The organism is Actinomadura rifamycini DSM 43936 (assembly GCF_000425065.1).
GTDB lineage: Bacteria > Actinomycetota > Actinomycetes > Streptosporangiales > Streptosporangiaceae > Spirillospora > Spirillospora rifamycini.
This window is the reverse complement of the sequence record NZ_AULB01000007.1, coordinates 136,317-154,410: the sequence shown is the minus strand read 5'-3', so window position 1 is coordinate 154,410 and position 18,094 is coordinate 136,317. Positions and strand designations below refer to the sequence as shown.

At 74.7% G+C, this 18,094-nt stretch carries 12 protein-coding genes; 2 read left to right on the top strand and 10 right to left on the bottom strand.

Going from position 1 to position 18,094, the window contains the following annotated elements; all coding sequences use genetic code 11:
• The first annotated feature begins 18 nt into the window (after positions 1 to 18).
• Positions 19 to 834, top strand: a complete 816-nt coding sequence (locus tag H505_RS0103330) for a TrmH family RNA methyltransferase (RefSeq protein ID WP_026400829.1) — start codon at positions 19 to 21, stop codon at positions 832 to 834.
• 7 nt (positions 835 to 841) lie between these two features.
• On the opposite strand, the gene H505_RS49665 is transcribed toward H505_RS0103330, so the two are convergent.
• The 3 genes from H505_RS49665 to H505_RS0103315 all read right to left on the bottom strand — a co-directional run bounded on the left by H505_RS49665 (position 842) and on the right by H505_RS0103315 (position 8,688).
• The gene (locus H505_RS49665) at positions 842 to 1,708 is read right to left on the bottom strand and encodes a hypothetical protein (RefSeq protein WP_157432887.1); all 867 of its coding nucleotides are present in this window, start codon (positions 1,706 to 1,708) and stop codon (positions 842 to 844) included.
• 270 nt (positions 1,709 to 1,978) lie between these two features.
• The gene (locus tag H505_RS0103320) at positions 1,979 to 2,347 is read right to left on the bottom strand and encodes a hypothetical protein (RefSeq protein WP_026400827.1); all 369 of its coding nucleotides are present in this window, start codon (positions 2,345 to 2,347) and stop codon (positions 1,979 to 1,981) included.
• Positions 2,344 to 8,688: an SseB family protein gene (locus H505_RS0103315; protein WP_026400826.1), complete on the bottom strand. Its 6,345-nt coding sequence runs from the start codon at positions 8,686 to 8,688 to the stop codon at positions 2,344 to 2,346. The genes H505_RS0103320 and H505_RS0103315 overlap by 4 nt, the downstream gene beginning before the upstream one ends.
• A gap of 263 nt (positions 8,689 to 8,951) precedes the next feature.
• Here H505_RS0103315 and H505_RS0103310 point away from each other — a divergent pair, with 263 nt between their 5' ends.
• On the top strand, positions 8,952 to 9,326 hold the full coding sequence (locus H505_RS0103310) for a hypothetical protein (RefSeq protein ID WP_125621187.1): 375 nt from the start codon (positions 8,952 to 8,954) through the stop codon (positions 9,324 to 9,326).
• 10 nt (positions 9,327 to 9,336) lie between these two features.
• Here H505_RS0103310 and H505_RS39610 read toward each other — a convergent pair whose 3' ends face one another.
• The 7 genes from H505_RS39610 to H505_RS47260 all read right to left on the bottom strand — a co-directional run bounded on the left by H505_RS39610 (position 9,337) and on the right by H505_RS47260 (position 17,845).
• Positions 9,337 to 12,444, bottom strand: coding sequence for a transglycosylase domain-containing protein (locus tag H505_RS39610; RefSeq protein ID WP_157432886.1), 3,108 nt, complete (start codon positions 12,442 to 12,444; stop codon positions 9,337 to 9,339).
• A 181-nt stretch (positions 12,445 to 12,625) separates the two neighbouring features.
• The gene (locus H505_RS0103300) at positions 12,626 to 13,753 is read right to left on the bottom strand and encodes an FKBP-type peptidyl-prolyl cis-trans isomerase (protein ID WP_026400824.1); all 1,128 of its coding nucleotides are present in this window, start codon (positions 13,751 to 13,753) and stop codon (positions 12,626 to 12,628) included.
• Between the two features lie 163 nt (positions 13,754 to 13,916).
• Positions 13,917 to 14,519 (bottom strand): methyltransferase domain-containing protein, encoded by a 603-nt coding sequence (locus H505_RS0103295; RefSeq protein WP_026400823.1) that lies wholly within the window; start codon positions 14,517 to 14,519, stop codon positions 13,917 to 13,919.
• A gap of 9 nt (positions 14,520 to 14,528) precedes the next feature.
• Positions 14,529 to 15,296, bottom strand: a complete 768-nt coding sequence (locus tag H505_RS0103290) for a class I SAM-dependent methyltransferase (protein WP_051300148.1) — start codon at positions 15,294 to 15,296, stop codon at positions 14,529 to 14,531.
• Between the two features lie 48 nt (positions 15,297 to 15,344).
• Positions 15,345 to 16,391, bottom strand: a complete 1,047-nt coding sequence (locus tag H505_RS0103285; RefSeq protein ID WP_026400821.1) for a hypothetical protein — start codon at positions 16,389 to 16,391, stop codon at positions 15,345 to 15,347.
• 111 nt (positions 16,392 to 16,502) lie between these two features.
• Entirely contained in the window at positions 16,503 to 17,330 is an 828-nt protein-coding gene (locus H505_RS0103280; protein ID WP_051300147.1) for an SAM-dependent methyltransferase, read from the bottom strand.
• The gene (locus H505_RS47260; RefSeq protein ID WP_051300145.1) at positions 17,327 to 17,845 is read right to left on the bottom strand and encodes an ATP-binding protein; all 519 of its coding nucleotides are present in this window, start codon (positions 17,843 to 17,845) and stop codon (positions 17,327 to 17,329) included. The genes H505_RS0103280 and H505_RS47260 overlap by 4 nt, the downstream gene beginning before the upstream one ends.
• Positions 17,846 to 18,094: the final 249 nt, after the last annotated feature.

Here is an 18,094-nt window from a genome sequence, read left to right as displayed (position 1 = left end):
GCCCGGCACAATGGGGGGATGGCCACCCTGGTCCCCGTCACCGACCCCACCGACCCGCGCCTCGCCGACTACGTCCGGCTCCGCGACGTCAACCTCCGCAAGAGCCTCGAGGCCGAGCACGGACTGTTCGTCGCCGAGGGCGAGAAGGTCATCCGCCGCGCGGTGGCCGCCGGGCACCCCGTCCGGTCCCTGCTCATGGCGCGGCGCTGGGCGGACCCCCTCGCCGACCTCCTCGACGGCCTCGACGCCCCCGTCTACATCGCCGCCGACGACGTCCTCCAGGAGATCGCCGGATTCCAGGTGCACCGCGGCGCCCTCGCGTCCATGGCCCGCCTGCCGCTGCCGCCCGTCGACGCCGTCGTCGCGGACGCCCGCCGCATCCTCGTCCTCGAAGACCTCGTCGACCACGCCAACGTCGGCTCCATCTACCGGTGCGCCGCCGCCCTCGGCGTCGACGCCGTCGTCCTGTCCCCGCGGTGCGCCGACCCCCTCTACCGCCGCGCCGTCAAGGTGTCCATGGGCGCCGTCTTCGCCGTCCCCTACGCGCGCATGGCGAACCGGCGGGACGACCTCGCGAAGCTGCGCGCGTCCGGGTTCACGCTCCTCGCCCTCACCCCCGACCAGTCCGCCACCCCGCTGGACGGCGCCCCGATGGGCGACCGCGTCGCCCTCATGCTCGGCTCGGAGGGCGACGGCCTGTCGTCCCACTGGCTCGACGAGGCCGACGACCGGGTCTGCATCCCGATGAGCGCCGCCGCCATGGCGAACGGCGTCGACTCCCTCAACGTCACGGCGGCCGCCGCCATCGCCTGCCACGCGCTGCTGCGCGGCTGACGGGGGCTCAGCGGCCGAACATGCCGCGGCGCGTCCGCCGGTGCTGCCCCCGCGGCGCCCGTCCCCGCGCCATCGCGGCCCGCCGCCCCAGCCGCACCTGCGTCAGCAGCAGCCCGAACACCACGATCAGCGCCGCGAGCCACGCCACCTGCGTGCTCGCCATCCGCTCGAACGTGAGCTCCTGAGCGACCGGCGCCTTGTTCTCCCGCAGCCGGCTCTGCGGCGTCGCCGGGACCGGGTTCGGCGCCACCGACGGGCTCGGCGCCGAGATCGACGGCAGCTCCACGCCCGGGCTCCGCGCGCCGAACGACGCGTTCGGCGAGGTGTCGGGGTAGTCGGGCACGTCCACGTCGGCCGACCCGCCGGACCCCGACGAGCCCGACGAGCCGCTCGACCCGGAGGAGTCGCCGGAACCGGACGAACCGGACGAACCTTCGTCGTCGTCCTTCCCGCCGGACGGGCTCGGAGACGGGGTCTTCGTCGGTTTGCCCGTGGGCTTGCCGGTCGGACCGCCGGTCGGGGGCGGCGGAGCCTTGAACGTGACGGACGCCTCAGCGGGCACGTCCTCCTCCACGCCGGCCGCGCCGACCGTGACGACGAGGGTGACCTTGACGTCCTTCTTCGCCGACTCCGGCACCGAAACCGTCGTGATGACTTCCTTCTTGTCGCCCTTCCCGACCGTCCCGATGACGCACGCCGCCGACTCGAACGGCTCCGCGCAGTCGCTCGCCACGATCGGCTTCGGACCCGTCGACGTCGCCTTGACGCCCACGATCCGCACCTCTTCGAGCGTCCCGTCCTTCGCCGCGATGTGCGTCGTCAGCTTCGCCTCGTCCCCCACCTCGAACTTCTCGGGGGGCACCGTGACCTGCACGGCGAGTGTGCCGGGCGTCTCCGTCGGCGTGGGAGCGGGACTGTCCGAGGGGGACGTCGAAGGCGTCGGGGTCGGATCCGTGGCCGCGACGGCGGACGCACCGCCCGCCGCGAGCACCGCCGCGGCGGCGAACCCTACGAAGAGCGGTTTCACCGCCGGTCGGCAGACCACCGCCGCAGCACCTCCGTCGTCTCATGAACGGCCGTAACGCAAGGGGGGATCGGCCCCGGACACATGCGAACACGGATCCCGGCCCGGATCAACCCCCGATCAGACGAACTCCTGGCGGACGTCCTCCACCTCGGCGCGCGGCGCCCACGCCTGCCACACCCCGTGGTCGATCCGGTCGAGCCCGAGCCGCTCGGCGGCCGGAGCCCGGCCGCCGGTGTACTCCACCCGCACCCACGACTCGTGCTCGCCCACGACGACGAACGGCTCGCCGCGCCACGTGCACGCCGTCCGCACGTACCGCAGCTCCTCGACCTCCGACGCCGGGACGACCCGCCGGTACCGGCCCGGCCGCAGCTCCTCGAACCCCTCCGTCGGATCCGGCGTGTACAGCCGGACCTCGCCGTCCGCACCGGGCGACGCCTCGAAGTCCCGCCCGAGCCACCGTGCGACGTACCCGTCCCGGATCACTGCGCGGCCTCCGTCCGTCCGTCCCCGCCCTCGGCGCCCGGCTCGGGCCGCAGCCAGCCGAGCCGGTCCGGGTCGTACATCGCCACGAACCGCTCCGAACGGTCCGGCGCGAGGTAGTACATCTCCGACCCGTACGGCAGCCGGATGCTGTCCACCTTGAACTCGCGGATCGAGCCCGCGCTGCCCGGCGCGAACCCCGTCCCGACGAACGGCGCCCGCTCGACGACCCACCCGGCCTCGCCCCACGCGGCCATCTCCGCCTCCGTCGCGCCGCCGAACGGCACCCGGTAGACGTCCGGGCAGTACGCGGGCCACCGGATCACGTAGACGCCCTCGTCCCCGGGCGCGAACGGGGAGTCGTCGTAGAGCAGCCCCAGCGCCTCGTACAACTGCGCGGGCGTCTGCAACTCCGCCACGTCGCTCGTCAGATGCACGAACCCGCCGACCCGGTCGTACCCCTGCTCCAGGTACCAGGCGACATGCCCGTGCGGCACGACCTTCTGCATGATCGCGAGCTGCGACACCCGGTCGTCCGGGTCCGCGGCCGGCTGCGGCACCGGTCGCGCCTCGGGCTCCGGCCGCGGCTCGCGGGACGGCGGCGCGGCCGGCCGCGCCTGGATCAGCCCCACGCGGATCGCCCACTCGCTGAGCGCCCGCACCTGCTCCCCCCGCAGCGACGCGCCGATCCGCGTCCCCGGGTTGAGCAGCATCGCCCAGTCCTCGCGCGGCCAGGCGCCGATCAGCTCCCGGAAGTCCGCGTAGACGAACCGCGCCTCCGGCAGGATCTCGCGCAGCCGCACCAGCGACGTGAACACCCGAACCGCCGCGTCGTCCCGCAGCGCGGCGTCCCACCGGAAGTCGCGCTGGATCGGCGTCACCTCGAGCGGCGCGTCCTCCGGTATCGGGACGAGCACGTTCGCGTTCAGCAGGACCCGCAGGAAGGCGTCCGAGTCCCCCGCGAGGGTGGCGTCGTACAGCTCCTGGTCGATGCGGTTGCCGGGCTCGAACCCCGCTTCGGCGTCCGGAACGGCCCGCAGTCCGCGCCCGCCGTCCGACCCGCCCGTCCGGCCCGGAAGCCCGTAACCCCCCGACGCGCCCTGACCGGGCACATCGGACACCGCGGCCGGACCGGCGGACTGCACCGGTTGCGCGTGCTCGTACCCGCCGGACGCCTGAGCCGACTCACCACCATCGGACGCCGGGGGCCGTTCGGCACCGGTCCGCCCGGGAAGCCCCCGCGGCGGCACGCGCTCACCACCGGTCGCCGCCGGGCCGTCCCCGGTGCCGCCGGTGGCCCGGGCCGGGTCGCCGAGCCCCCCGGACGTCGGCGCCTGTCCGGCGCCGCCGGTCGCTGCCGGGCCGCTCTCGATGCCCCCGGCCGCCGCTGCGGAGGGCTCGATGCCGTCAGTGGTCTGAGCAGGCTGGCCGAGCCCGTCGGGTGCCGAGGTCTGTTCGGCGCCGCCGGGCTGGCCGGGGGCTCCCTGCGGCGGTGCGTGCTCGCCGCCGGTCGCCTGGGCCGGTTGGCCGGTGAGGTCGTGCGGCCGCGCCGTGTCGCCCTCGCCCCCGGCCGCTGGGGCGTGCCCGGTGCCGCCGGTGGCCTGGGCGGGGTCGCCGAGCCCCCCGGACGTCGGCGCCTGTCCGGCGCCGCCGGGCTGGCCGGGAAGCCCGTGCGGCGGTGCGTGTTCGGTGCCGCCGATCACTGCTGGGTCGTTCCCGGTGTCGCCGGTCGCCGTTGTGGCGGGCTCGATGCCGTCAGTGGTCTGAGCAGGCTGGCCGAGCCCGTTGGGTGCCGAGGTCTGTTCGGCGCCGCCGGGCTGGCCGGGGGCTCCCTGCGGCGGTGCGTGCTCGCCGCCGGTCGCCTGGGCCGGTTGGCCGGTGAGCCCGTGCGGCCGCGCCGTGTCGCCCTCGTCCCCGGCCGCTGGGGCGTGCCCGGTGCCGCCGGTGGCCTGGGCGGGGTCGCCGAGCCCCCCGGACGTCGGCGCCTGTCCGGCGCCGCCGGTCGCTGCCGGGCCGCTCTCGATGCCCCCGGCCGCCGCTGCGGAGGGCTCGATGCCGTCAGTGGTCTGAGCAGGCTGGCCGAGCACGTCGGGTGCCGCGGTCTGCTCGGCGCCGCCGGGCTGGCCGGGGGCTCCCTGCGGCGGAACGTGCTCGCCGCCGGTCGCCTGAGCCGGTTGGCCGGTGAGGTCGTGCGGCCGCGCCGTGTCGCCGCCGACCCCGGCCGCCGGGGCGTGCCCGGTGCCGCCGGTGGCCTGGGCCGGTTCGACGGTAACCCCGTGTGGCGGTGCCGAATCGCCCTCGCTTCCGGCCGCCGGGCTGTGCCCGGTGCCGTCGGCGGATTGTGCGTCGTCGCCGAGGCCGTCGGGCGCCGAGGGCTGTTCGACGCCGCGGGGCTGGCCGGGGGCTCCCTGCGGCGGTATGTGCTCGCCGCCGGTCGCCTGAGCCGGTTGGCCGGTGAGCCCATGTGGCTGCGCCGGGTCGCCCCCGGCCGCCGGGGCGTGCCCGGTGCCGTCGGTGGCCTGGGCGGGGTCGCCGAGCGCCCCGGACGTCGGCGCCTGTTCGGTGCCGCCGGGCTGGCCGGGAAGCCCGTGCGGCGGTACGTGCTCGCCACCGCTGGTCGCCTGGGCCGGTTGGCCGGTGAGGCCGTGCGGCTGTGCCGGGTTGCCGCCGACCCCGGCCGCCGGGGCGTGCCCGATGCCGTCAGTGGTCTGACCAGGCTCGCCGAGCCCGTCGGGTGCCGAGGTCTGTTCGGCGCCGCCGGGTTGGCCGGGGGCTCCCTGCGGCGGTACGTGCTCGCCACCGCTGGTCGCCTGGGCCGGTTGGGCGGTGTTGCCGTGCGGCTGTGCCGGGTCGCCGCTGATCCCGGCCGCCGGGCTGTGTCCGGTGTCGCCGGTGGCCTGGGCGTGCTGGCCGAGCCCGTCGGGTGTGGGGGCCTGCTCGGTGTGGGCGGGTTGGCCAGGGACGCCGTTCCCGATGTCGCCGTTCGCCGCTGTGGCGGGCTCGATGCCGTCAGTGGTCTGACCAGGCTCGCCGAGCCCGTCGGGTGCCGAGGTCTGTTCGGCGCCGCCGGTACGGCCGGGGGCTCCCTGCGGCGGTATGTGCTCGCCGCCGGTTGCCTGGGTCGGTTGGCCGGGCGGCTGGGCCGGGTCGCCGCCGACTCCGGTCCCTGCCTGACCGTGCCCGGTGGTGCCTGCCGCTTGGGCGAGCTCGGCACCGCCGACGGTGGGTTGGCCGGGGAGTCCGTGCGTGCGTGATTGTTCGGCGTCGCCGGTTGCTATCGGGCCGTGCTGGGGGCCGCCGGTGGCCTGGGCTGGCTGGCCGTGTGGCTGTGCCGGGTCGCCGCCGACTCCGGTCCCTGCCTGACCGTGCCCGGTGGTGCCGGTGGCCTGGGCGGGGTTGCCGAGCCCGTCGGATGTCGGGGCCTGTTCGGTGCTGGAAGGGTGGCCGGGGAGGCCGTCTGCCGGGTCGTCCCCGGCCCCGGGTCCTGCCGGGCCGTGCTGGGGCCCGCCGGGTGCCGGGGGCTGGTCGATGCTGGTGGGGTACCCGAGAAGTCCGGGGGTGCGCGCGTGCTGGTCGTCGGCCGCTTGGGCGGGTTCGGCGCCGCCGACGGTTTGGGCGGGCTGGTCGGTGGCGGCTTGGCCAGGGAGCCCGTGCGTGCCAGCGTGTTCGGCGTCGCCGGTTGCTATCGGGCCGTGCTGGGGTCCGCTGGTGCTCTGGCCGGGGTGGCCGGTGAGCGCGTGTGGCTGCGCCGGGTCGCCTCCGGTGGCCGTTGGGGCGTGGTCGGTGCCGCCGATGGACGGCGCGGGCTCGCCGGGCCTGTCGGGTGTTGGGGGCTGGTCGACGCTGGTGGGGTACCCGAGAAGTCCGGGGGTGCGCGCGTGTTGGTCGCCGGTCGCCTGGACGGGCTCGGCACCACCGACGGCTTGGGCGTGGTGGCCGAGTTCGCCGGGTGTTGCGGGGTGGTCGGTGCCGACGGGTTGACCGGGGAGGCCAGGCACCTGCGCCGGGTCGCCCCCGGGTCCGGTCGCTGCCGGGGCGGGCTGGGGGCCGCCGGAGGTCTGGGCGGGCTGGCCGGGGAGTCCGTCGGTCCGTGCGTGGTCGTTATCGCTGGGCGCGGCCGTGGCGGGTTCGGTGCCGGTCGCCGTCGGGGCGGCGCCGAACGCATCGGGTGCCGCGGTCGGGCCGGTGGGGTGCGCGAGGACGCCCTGGGGGCGTGCGTGTTCGTCGCCGATGGACGTCTGCGCGGGTTCGTTGGGGCCTGCGGGCCGGTCGGCGCCGCTTGCTGCCGGGGCGGGCCCGTTGCCGTCGGTGCCCTGCGCGGACTGGCCGAACCCCTCAAGGGGCGGGGGCTGGTCGGTGCCGGTGGCCGTCGGCGCGGCGTGGCCGGGCGCATGGGGGACCGCAGCCGGATCGGGACGGGCGGGGAGGCCCTGGGCGCTTTCGGGTCCGATGGGCGTCTGCGCGGGGTCGCCGAGCCCGTGGGCTGCCGCGGGCTGGTCGGCGCCGGTCTGGGCGTGGTGGCCGAGTTCGCCGGGGGGCGCGGTCGGGTCGGTGCCGGTGGGGTAGGCGGGGAGGGCCTGGGCGTGTTCGGGGCCGGTGGGCGGCTGCGCGGGGTCGCCGAGTCCTTCGGGTGCCGAGGGGCGGTCCGTGGTGCCGTACGGGGGTGGGTGTTCGCTGGTTCCCGTGCCGTCCAGCGGGACGTCCGCCTGCGGGCCGGGGGCCCCCGCGTGCGCGGACGGCTCGTGCTGCGGCCAGCCGATCGGGTCGCCCGTCGGCGGTGCCGGTTCGCGGACGGACGGGCCGGTGCCCGCGGCGTCGTGCTGCGGCCACGCGGTGCCGGGGCCGTCCGGGCCGGGCGCGACGCGGGTGCCGAGGGATTCGAGGGCGTCGACCGCCGTCTGCGACGGGTCGCCGCCGGACGGTTCGGGCCCGGCGGGGACGGGTGGGGCGACGGGCACGGCGGGGGCGTCCGGCGGCGGGGGCGTGGCGGCGGACGGGGGAGTCGCGGGCTCCTCGGGGACGGTGCGGCCCGCGAGGGCGCGGACCTGGTCGCCGGGCATGCTCGCGTCGATCGGGGTGCCGGGGTTGAGGACGAACGTCCACGCGGTGTCGGGCCACGCGGCGACCATCTCGTGCAGGGTCGGCATCACGAAGCGCGACGAGCTGAGGGCGTCGTTCATCCACTTCAGCGACGTGAACACCTGGATGGACGTGCGGCCGTGGACGTCGACGGGCTGCCACGGGAACGCGGGGTCGTCCGGGGCGACGCCCCACGGGGTGTCGGGGTCGGCGGGGACGAGGACCTGCGCGCCGAGCAGGATCTTGTAGAAGGCGTCGGTGTCGCGGCGGCGGGCGGCGTCGAAGAGGCGCTGCTCGATCTCGTTCTGCGGCTCGAACCCGTCGGTCATCCGCTGCGCGGCGCGCTGGTCGGCCCAGGTCGCGAGGCCGGGGAGCTGCTGCGCCTGGACGGTGCCGCCGGCGGGGGAGCCGGAGTTGATCGCGAGCTGCCAGTCGGGGTGCGGCCAGTAGCGGAGCGCGACGGTGAACGGCAGCCGGATGTACTCGGTGCCGGTCCCGGCGGCGCGCGCGGCCTCGATGAGCCGTTCCGGGGACGTGAAGACGGGGACGACCGTGGCGCCGTCGACGTCGCGGGTCTGCCACGGGAAGCCGGGGCGGCCGGGGCGCAGCGAGTAGTCGGTGTCCTCGGGGACGGGGAGCAGGACCTCGGTTCCGGCGAGCGTCTGCAGGAAGAGGTCGTGGTCGTTGTTCGCGGCGGCCCGCAGCAGTTCGCGTTCGACGTCGTTGGCGGGCTGGAACTCGGGCCGGCGGGCCTCGCGGGGCAGGTCGCGGTGCTGCCCGCGGAGCTCCTCCCACGGTCCCTCGGCGGGCGCGCCGGGACGGCCGACGCGGGGCGGGCGCCCGTCGCCCTCGGCGACCTGCCGGACGAACCAGGACGGGAGCCGCGCCTCGATCGGCAGGGCGGCGTCGACGCCGGGCCCGGGGACGTCCACGGCGAGCCACCAGGCGGCGTCCGGCCAGCTCTGCGCGATGTCCTCGAACCGCAGCGTCATGAAGTGCCGGTAGGAGGGGCCGAGGCAGGCGCGCATCGCCGCGGCGGACGTGTAGGTCAGGACGTGGACGCGGCCGTCCTCTTCCTGGGTGGGCCACGTCGGCTGCGCCGTGTTCGCGAGGACGTCGTCGACGACGTCCGGCGGGACGGGCAGGACCAGTTCGCTGTCCGCGAGGACGCGGAAGTAGCCTTCCTGGTCGCCGGCCCGTACGCTCTCGTGCAGTCGGCGCTCGAGTTCCGACGTGGGTCGCCACGCGTCGGCCACGGTCGCCACCCCCTGTTTCTTCCGTGCTCGTCCCCACGCGACTGCCTACGCTACATGGGCGAACAGGACCAAAGAGCCTATACGTCCGGCGGTGCGGGAGTCCCCGCAGGTCAGCGGGACGGCCCGGTCCGCGAGGGTGACGCGGATCCGATTGCGGGTCCCGGTCCACCGACAGCGTAAGCGTCGTCCCGCGCGCCTTCCACCGGTCCGGTGAACCCGGCGCGATACGGAAGTATGTGCGGGGGCGAACGTGCATCGAGCGGGAGGAATCAATGCCGATTCGGACACTTGCCGGGGCCGTGCTGCTGGCGGGCGCCGCGGGACTGCTGGGCGGGTGCGGTGTGCTCAGCGGCAACTCCGACGAGGTGTGCGCGTCCGTCACCGCGGAGTACCGGCGGTTCACGGACGAGATCGAGCGGGCGTCCGCGTCCGACGGGGGCCCGTGGCGGCAGGCGACGCAGAGCTTCGCGGGGCGTATCGACGCGCTGGCGAAGAAGGCGGACGATCCGCGGCTGAAGGACGTCCTCCAGCAGCAGACCGCCCGCCTCCAGGCCGCCTCGGGGCGGCTCGCGGAGGGCGACGTCGCCGAGCTGGACGCCGTCCTGCGGGACGCCCCCGCGAAGATCGGCGCCGTCTGCGACGGGTGACCGGGGCGGGTCAGCCCGTCCCGCCGGGCGGGCCGCCCCCGCCCCCGCCGCCGGTGTCGCCGCCGCCACCGTCGCCGCCACCGCCGCCGCCACCGCCGGTGTCGCCTCCGCCGCCGGTGTCGCCGCCGCCGTCGTCCCCGCCGCCGCCGTCGCCTCCGCCGTCGCCCGGGTCGGGCGGGGCCGTGCCGCCGCCGTCGCCGGTCGGCGGGGGCGGGCCGTCCGGCTCCTCCGGCCCCTGGGACGGCGGACCGTCGGGCGGGCCGGACGGCTCGGGGTCGTCGCGGTCCTCGGTGCCGCCGGTCTGCGGCGCCCCGCCGTAGCCGCCGCCCGGACGCATCGACGGCTCGCCGAACGACTTCGGCTCCAGGTCGGCGATCCGGACGGCCTCGGACATGTAGGAGCGCCAGATCTGCGCCGGGAGCGCCCCGCCGTACGCGCCGTAGCCGGGGATGTCGAGCGGCTTGCGGTCGCTGTTGAACATCGCCACGCTCGTCGCCATCTGCGGGATGAACCCGTTGAACCAGATCGCCTTGCCCTCGTCCGTGGTGCCCGTCTTGCCCGCGACGTCGCGCCCGTCCGGGAGCTGCGCGCCCGTCCCCGTGCCGTACTGGACGACCCGCTGCATCGCGTACGTGGCGTCCCGGGCGTCCTGGGCGCTGAACGCCCGCTCGCCCTTCTCGGTGAACGTGCGCTTGTGGCCCTCGTTGTCGGTGACCGACTCGACCGTGAACGGCTGCCGGAACACGCCCTCGGACGCGAACGCCGAGTACACGCCCGCCTGCTGCACCGGGTGCAGCGACACGATGCCGAGCGGCAGCGTCGCGGCGCCCCGCTGGCCCTCGGTGATCTGCGACGACGGGATGCCGAGCTTCTCCGCCATCTCGAGGATGGTGTCGTTGCCGATGTCCCGGCCGAGGTTCACGTACGCGGTGTTGACCGAGTTCTGGGTGGCCTGCGCGAGGTTGACCGTCCCGAAGCTGCGGCCGCCGTCGTTCCTGATCGGGGTGCCGTTGATGTAGATCGGCGAGCTGCCGTTGTACGTCGTGGACAGCGACTTGCCCGCGTCGAGCGCGGCGATCAGCGCGATCGGCTTGAATCCGGACCCGGCCTGCGCCCAGTCGCCGAACGTGCTGGTCAGCGCCTCCTCGAGGTAGCCGCGGCCGCCGTAGAAGCCGACGACCTTCCCGGTGGCGGGATCCACCGAGATGAGGCCGGCCCGGGTCTTCTTGCTCGTCCCGTCCGGGACGTTCGACTCGACGGCCTCCTTCGCGGCGTCCATCAGCCGCTTGTCGAACGTCGTGGTGATCTTCAGGCCGCTGCGGTTGATCTCGTCCTCGGTGTACCCGCGCCGCTCGACGAGCTCCTTGCGGGCCACGTTGACCATGTAGCCCTTCTGGCCCTTGAGGATGTCCGTGACGTGCTGCTCGACGGGCTCGGGGAACCGCATCGAGGACGCCTGCGACGACGTCACCATGCCGTTGTCGGCCATGTTGCCGAGCACCGACCGCCACCGCGCCTCGACGCGCGCCTGGTTCTCCTCGGTCAGCTCGGAGAAGTTGCTCGGCTGCTGGATCGCCGCGGCGAGGTAGGCGCCCTCCGCCGCCGTCAGCTCGCTGACGTCCTTGCCGTAGTACGCCTTCGCGGCGGCCTGCACGCCGTACGCGTTCCGCCCGAAGTAGATGGTGTTGAGGTACTGCTCGAGGATCCAGTCCTTCGACTTCGACCGGTCGACCTTCAGGGCGACCATGATCTCCTTGAGCTTCCGGGTGATCGTCTGCTCCCGGCCGATGCCGCCGTAGTAGTTCCGCACCATCTGCTGGGTGATCGTCGACCCGCCCTGCAGCTGCTTGCCGGTCACGGTCGACCACACGGCGCGCGTCGTGCCCTGGAGCGAGACCCCGGGGTCGTCGTAGAAGGTGTCGTTCTCCGCCGCGATCACCGCGTTGCGGACGTGCTCGGGGATCCGGTCGAGCTCCACCGCCGTCCGGTTCACCCCGGTCTTGGCGATCTGCGTCTCGCCGTCGGCGTAGTAGAAGATCGGGCCCTGCGCGAGCGCCTTCTCCTGCGGCGACGGCACCGGGGTGAACAGGTACGCGACGGCGAACGCCGCCGCGCAGAACCCGAGGAACCCCAGCACGGCGAACACGACCCGCCGCATGATCCGCCGCTTCCTGCTGCGCGTCTTCTTCCCGGGCCCCTTCTTCCCGGGCCCGTCCGGTCCTTCCTCGGACACCACGCCCCCCGACGCAGTTCTCGCCTCGGACGCGCCCTCCGCGCGTCCCCGACCCGCACCGCCCGCGGGCGTCCCGCCCGGATCGACGGCCGTCTCCCCGGCACCCGTTCCCGCGGACCGATCACCGAAGCCTTCCGCAGCGCCGTCCCCGTCCCGGTGGCCGTCCCCGTCCGCGTCGTCGCTGTCGCGGTCGATTCCCCCGGCCCCGGCGGCGGTGCCGACTGCGGCGGCGGCGCCAGCGGGGGCGGTCTCGTCTGCGCCGGTGTCGTCGGCGTCGGCGATCTCATCCTCTGCGCGGGTGGTGTCGGCGCCGGACGGGCGGACGGCCGCGTCCGCGTCACTCGCGTCCGGCTCGGCGCCCGTTTCATCCGCCTTATCCGCCGCGCTCGCCTTGTCCGTCTCCGGCGGGCTGCTCGCCGTGCTCGCCGCGTCCGTGGCGGCCTCGTCCGCCTCGCGGTCCGCCTCGCGGTCCGCCTCGCGGTTCGCCTCGTCGGCCTCGCGGTCGGTCTCGTCGTCCGCCGTGTCGTCCGCCGGTTCGTCCGCCCCGGCGTCCGCTGGGGCGTCCGGTTCCGGTGGGCGGGGGCCGTTCGTGTCCGCGTCCGGGGCGGGGGGCGTCGGGGAAGTGGCGGGGGGCGGGGAATCGGGGGCGGGGCGTTCCGATTCGGGGGTCCGCGGGGATTCGTCGTCGTGAGGGATGGAAGCTCCTGGCGCCTTGTCGCCGTTCTGAGATATGTCGTTCTCGCGGCTTTTTTCGGGTTCGGGCGGGGGTGGAGCCGCGGATTCCGGCCGCTCGGACGTCCCTTCGGGCGCCTGGTCGGACGCCTGGTCGGGCGCGGTGCCGTCGCCGTCCCGGGCGCGCCCGGCGCCCTTTCTCCTGTTGCTCACAAGCCCCCCGTGATCAATGCGTTACCGACGATACCCGAGGGGGTCGGTGCGGCGAGCCGTCGATGAGAAGGACGGCCGACGTCCCCGCGCGGTTGTCGTCATCGGAGAACGCGCGAGCGGCGGGACCCGGTTCCGGGTCCCGCCGCTCGCGGAAGTGCGCTCGGTCTCAGAACTCGCGCGCTCAGAACTTGGCGAGGACGTCCACGATGAAGACGAGGGTGTCGTCGCCCTTGATTCCGGCCTGCGGGTTGCCCTGCTCGCCGTAGCCTTCCTTCGGCGGGAGGACGAGCATGACGCGGCTGCCGACCTTGACGCCGGTGAGGCCCTTGTCGAAGCCGGGGATGGTGGCGCCCTCACCGATCGGGAACGCCTGCATCTGGCCGGTCTCCCAGCTGGAGTCGAAGACCTCGCCGTTCCGCCAGAGCCGCCCCTGGTAGTTCATGACGGCCTTGTCGCCCTTGGCCAGCGCGGGCCCGGTGCCCTCGACGAGGGTGACGGCCTTCAGCGCCTTCGGCGCGTCCGCGTCGGGGATCTTCACCTCGGGGGCCTTGCCGGCGCCCTTGTCCTCGACGGTGGGCAGGCCGTCGTCGTCGACCTTCTTCTCGGTGCCCTTCGGGACCGCGTTCTGCGGGACGGACGCGCGGATGTCGGCGACGAACAGCAGCGAGTCGGTCTTCTCGATGCCGAGCTGGGCGCCCTGCTCGCCGAAGCCCTTGCCCGGCGGGACCTCCACGACGACGCGGCTGCCGACGGTCTTGCCGATGAGGCCCTCGTCGAGGCCCTTCACCGGGCTCTCGCCGACCTTGATCGGTGTGACGCCCTCGCCCTGCTCGTAGGTGCTCTCGGACTTCTCGCTGGAGCTCTTGACCTTCGAGTTCTCCGGGTCGTCCTTCGGAGACCACTTGTAGTAGACGAACTGGAGGAACGCGGTGTCGCCCTTGGCGACCTTGTTCCCCTCGCCCACGATCGGCGTCGACACCTGCAGCGACTTGGGCGGCGCGACCTCGGTCGGGATCTCGACCTTGGGCGCCTTGCCGAAGGCGCCGGTGACGGACACGGCCGGGTCCGGGCGCGTCAGGTAGTAGGTCGTGCCGCCCGCGATGGCGACGACGGCGACGACGGCGCCCGCGATCGCCGCGATGCGGCGGCGCTTCGCCTGCTTGGCGGTGAGCGCGGAGGGCCGGTTGAGGCCGCTGCCGCGTCCGGCGCTGATGCCGTGCGGGGTGAACTCCGGGCTCCGGATGCTCTTGGCGTTCGGGATCTTCGCCTTGACCGCCGGTTCGCCCCGGGGCTTGTCATCCTCGGACATGTTTCCTCACTCGCTCCGGGTTCGACGACAACACGGATTGACCACCCTTCCAGGCCCGGGCTAAGCGCAGTGTGAAAACCGCGTGAAGGAGGCCGACCCGCAATCTACCGGTCATACCCCCATGAAGGGGCCGCTCGGCGGCTTGGAAGCGGCCCCCAGCGTACTAACTCCGCGCCAGGATGCGACGCTTCCCGCCCTGGACGTCCCGCTGGTCGAGGACGCGGAAGCCGGCCGGGAGCAGGGACGCGGGCTCCCCGGGGGCCAGGCACCACGCGGCGGGCAGGTGCGGGCGGTCCCGGCGCGCCGCCGCGGTGAACGCCTCCCACGCCAGGACGCCGCCGGGCGCGACGGCGGGCACGGCGGCGGCGAAGGCGGCGCGGTCCCAGAACCCGGTGCACAGGACGGCCGCGAACGCCGCGGCGGGCGGCCGCCACGTCCCGAGGTCGGCCTGGACGAGCGTGATCCGCGCGGCGAGCCCGCGGCGGCGGGCCGCGGCGCCGAGCCGGGCGAGCGCGACGTCCGAGATGTCGACCGCGGTGACGGGACGTCCGGCCGCGGCGGCCGACAGCGCGGCGCCGGACGGCCCGCACGCGAGGTCGAGGACGGGCCCGTCCGGGGCCGCGCGGAGCGCGTCGGCCGCGAGCGGATGCGCCGGGGGCACCGGCGCGTCGGCGTCCGCGCCCGCGGAGCCGTCCGGGGCGTACTTGGCGTTCCACCGCAGGCGGTCGGGGTGGTCGGCCAGGTCCGGCGGTACGCTGTCGTCCATGCCCCGAGGCTAGCGGCGCTCCGCGATCAGCAGCATGAACAGTGCCGTCGGGAAGCCCTTGCGCCACCACGGGTCGTCCTGGAGCTGCTCCGGCGTCGGGTGCGGCTCGCGCAGGTCGGCGATCACGAAGCCGGCGTCTCGGAGCGTTCCAGAGTAGTACTCGAGGGGCCGCAGCCACGATGTGATCATCGCGGGGGACTCCAGGCCGTCCACGTTGAAGTACTGGTCGACGCCGCGCGGCCGGAAGTAGCGGGACGCGGGGACGCTGTTCATCGCGCCCTGCTCGGAGTTCTCCACGTAGAAGCAGGGGTGCAGGGTCAGCACCACCAGCCGTCCGCCGCTGCGCAGCACCCGCGCGAACTCGCCGATCGCGGCCGTCGGGTCCTGCAAGTGGCTGAACAGGTGGTTGCAGACGACGAGGTCGAACTCGCCGTCCGCGGCCGGGACGTCGTCGACGCCCGCGCGGACGAACGACAGCGAGCCCCGCACGTCCGGCGGGGCGGCCGCCGCGGCCGCGTCGACCAGCCCCTGCGACACGTCGACGCCGAGGACGTCCGCGCCGTCCGCGGCGAGCTTCCGGGCGATGTACCCCTCGCCGCATCCGGCGTCCAGGACGCGCAGGCCCGCGGTGTCGCCGAGCGCGTCGAGGACGGCCGCGTCGGTCAGCTCGGTCCGGTACCGGTCGCGGCGCTCCCGGATCACCCTGACCCAGTACTCGGCGTTGTCCTCCCATCGCTGCCGCGTCAGCTTCGCGATCGCTTCCGCCGTGTCCTCCACCGGCTCCCCATTCTTTCCCGTCATAGCGTCCGCGTCCGGGACGTCGATTCAGATGCGGCCCTTGAGCTGGCGCACCAGCGTTTCGCAGCTCTCGCGGACCCTGCGGTCCGTGCAGTCGGCCATCCGCAGCTGCAGCGCCCGGACCAGCTCCGGGAGCTTCCCGCCGAACGCGGGGTCGCGCTTCAGCGCGAGCGGAACGTACGTGGACGCCAGGTAGTACACGCAGGCGTCGTTGTAGGCGGTGATCTCCCGCAGGACCTCGTTCGCGGTGTTGCGCAGCGACAGCGAGCTGGGGAGCGTGAAGTCGGAGCTGATCCGCCCGTCCCGCATGTAGGTGGGGAACGACCATTCCTCCAGCGCCGCGTAGACGGGCGTGGCGTCCAGTTCCCTGCGGTAGCGCTCGGCGAGGTCGAGGTCGCCGGTCTTGATCAGCTGGCCCATGACGACGCCGCGCATCATGAACGCGTCCTGCCGTCCGGGCACCTCGAACCCGAGGTCGGTCTCCAGCTCGGCCCCGACCTTGCTGACCTGGTGCGTCAGGATGTTCAGCGCCAGGATCGAGTGGAACGAGTACGACTTGCGGTTCAGCCGCGGCGCCAGATCGACCGACGACTCGAAGAGCCGCTGCGGGTTGCGCAGGAGGCCCTGGCCGGGCTCGGCCGAGTAGAGCGACTCCAGCGCGCTGTCCTGCTCGCGGCCCCAGAACCGCGCGATGAACGACGACGTCTTCTGCGTCGCCTGCCCCCGGACGATGTGCAGCCCCGCCTCCAGCGCGTTCAGCAGGTGCTGCTGCGGGAGCGTCGACCGCTCCAGGACGTCCACGTCCACGTCGAGGCCGGCGGCGTGCAGGTCGGCGACCAGCGCGTCGCGGCGCTTGCGGACGGCGTGCGCCATCGAGTATTCGGCGATCCCGGGGATCGACGACATCAGCGCCTGCAGCGACCGCCCGGTCACCCGGTCGAGCCACTCCGGGTTGTCCCACAGCCGGAACACGGTGCTCTCGTCCAGCCCCGAGAACGCGGCCACGTCGGACATGTTCAGGCCCATGTCCTTGGTGATCTCGGAGAGTGACTTCGGCTCGCCGTCCGCGGTCATCGCCCGTCCCGGGAGTGGCAGGTATGGACGGTTCGATCGTAGCGAAGCGGGGCGCTTCGGGCGCCCCGGAACGGCGGACGCGCGGTGACACGGCATGGCGGCGCGCCCGGGTCAGTCCGGCCTGCGGCCGATGCAGCCGACGAGCGGCGTCGGACCGGACCGGCGGCCGGGGGCGGCGAGCGGCACCGCCGCCGGGTACGGGCCGGTCACCGCGAGCGCCCCGCAGATCCGGTCGATCTCCGCACGGCTCCGCGGGGTGAACGGCAGGCCCGTCTCGTGGCCGCGCGCCCCCAGTTCGGCCAGCTCGGGCGTCCGCTCGACGTGCGTGAGCGCGACGCTGCTGCCCGGCGGGAGCCCCGCCACCAGCGCGGCGACGACGCCGCGCGGGTCGTCCGCGTCGGTCAGGAACTCCAGCACCCCGCACAGCAGCACCCCGACCGGCCGGTCGAAGTCGAGCGGGCCGCGCAGCCGGGCGAGCAGCCCCGCCGGGTCGCGCAGGTCGCCCGCGACGGCCGCCGTGCCGGGCTCCGCGGCGAGCAACGCGCGCGCGTGGGCCAGCACCATCGGGTCGTTGTCGACGTAGGCGACGCGGCAGGACGGGTCGGCGCGGCGGACGACGTCGGCGGTGTTGACGGGCGCGGGCAGTCCGCAGCCGATGTCCGCGAACTGCCGCACCCCCTCCGTCTCGGCGAGGAGCCGTGCGGCGTGTTCCAGGAAGCCCCTGTTCGCCTGGACGAGCCGCGTGATCACCGGCGCGAGCCGACTTGCCCGCTCGGCCGACTCCCGGTCGAGCGCGTAGTTGTCCTTGCCGCCGAGGTAGTAGTCGCACATCCGCGCGATGTTCGGGAGGACCCCGCCGAAACGCGCGCCGCCGTCCACGCCCCCGTCCGGGGACGGGCCGGGCCGGCGGCCCGCGCTCAACGCGATCCCCCGCGTCACGGCAGCCGCCACCCTTCGTCGACCGCGATCCCGAACCAGGACACCGCCGTCCCGCTCGGGCCGCGGTGGACGCCGAAGTCGGCGGCGAGCGCCTGCATCAGCGCCAGTGCCCGGCCGTCCGCCGGGCCCGGTTCGTCCGGTCCGCCGGGACGCCCCGGCGGCGGCCCCCCGTCGGTGATCTCCACGCGGACGAACCGGTCGATGTGCAGGACCGCCAGCATCACGGTGCCGTCCGGCCGCGGCCGGCCGTGCAGCACCGCGTTCGTCATGGCCTCGCTCGTCAGCAGCTCCAGGTCGCCGAGCCGGGACCGGTCGGCGCCGAAGTGCTGCCCGACGAGTTCGCGGACGTAGGACCGGGCGAGCCGCACGGCGGGCGGCGTGGCGGCGAGGTCGATCTCCCCGATCAGCCGGCCGGACGAGCCGTTGGCGCGGGCGGCGGGAGCGGAGAGTTCCAGGGCGGGCGCGGAGACCGGGACGAGCACCGGCGTCCCGGACCACGTGTCGGTGGCGTTCATGGCAGCGACGGCTTCACGTCTCCGTGTCGGGCTGTAAGCGAACATCATGTTCCATGACCTGGTGGGAGTCTCGGGCATGGGCAGGAACTCTGCGGGCGACCTGGCGTTTCCGCTCGCACGACATCCACTCTGACGCAGCGCGCGGGCCCCGGTCACGGTCGCTTGCACGCGCGCAAGCACCTTGCGCCCGCCTGCACCGCGTCACGCACCGTCCAAGATCCACCGCATACCGATCCGGTAACGGACCGG

Bases quoted from the DNA above. Each gene is read 5' to 3' on its own strand.
- H505_RS0103330 (WP_026400829.1), top strand. From the start codon at position 19: ATGGCCACCCTGGTCCCCGTCACCGACCCCACCGACCCGCGCCTCGCC.
- H505_RS0103310 (WP_125621187.1), top strand. From the start codon at position 8,952: ATGCCGATTCGGACACTTGCCGGGGCCGTGCTGCTGGCGGGCGCCGCG.
- H505_RS0103300 (WP_026400824.1), bottom strand. From the start codon at position 13,753: ATGTCCGAGGATGACAAGCCCCGGGGCGAACCGGCGGTCAAGGCGAAG.
- H505_RS0103295 (WP_026400823.1), bottom strand. From the start codon at position 14,519: ATGGACGACAGCGTACCGCCGGACCTGGCCGACCACCCCGACCGCCTG.
- H505_RS0103285 (WP_026400821.1), bottom strand. From the start codon at position 16,391: ATGACCGCGGACGGCGAGCCGAAGTCACTCTCCGAGATCACCAAGGAC.
- H505_RS47260 (WP_051300145.1), bottom strand. From the start codon at position 17,845: ATGAACGCCACCGACACGTGGTCCGGGACGCCGGTGCTCGTCCCGGTC.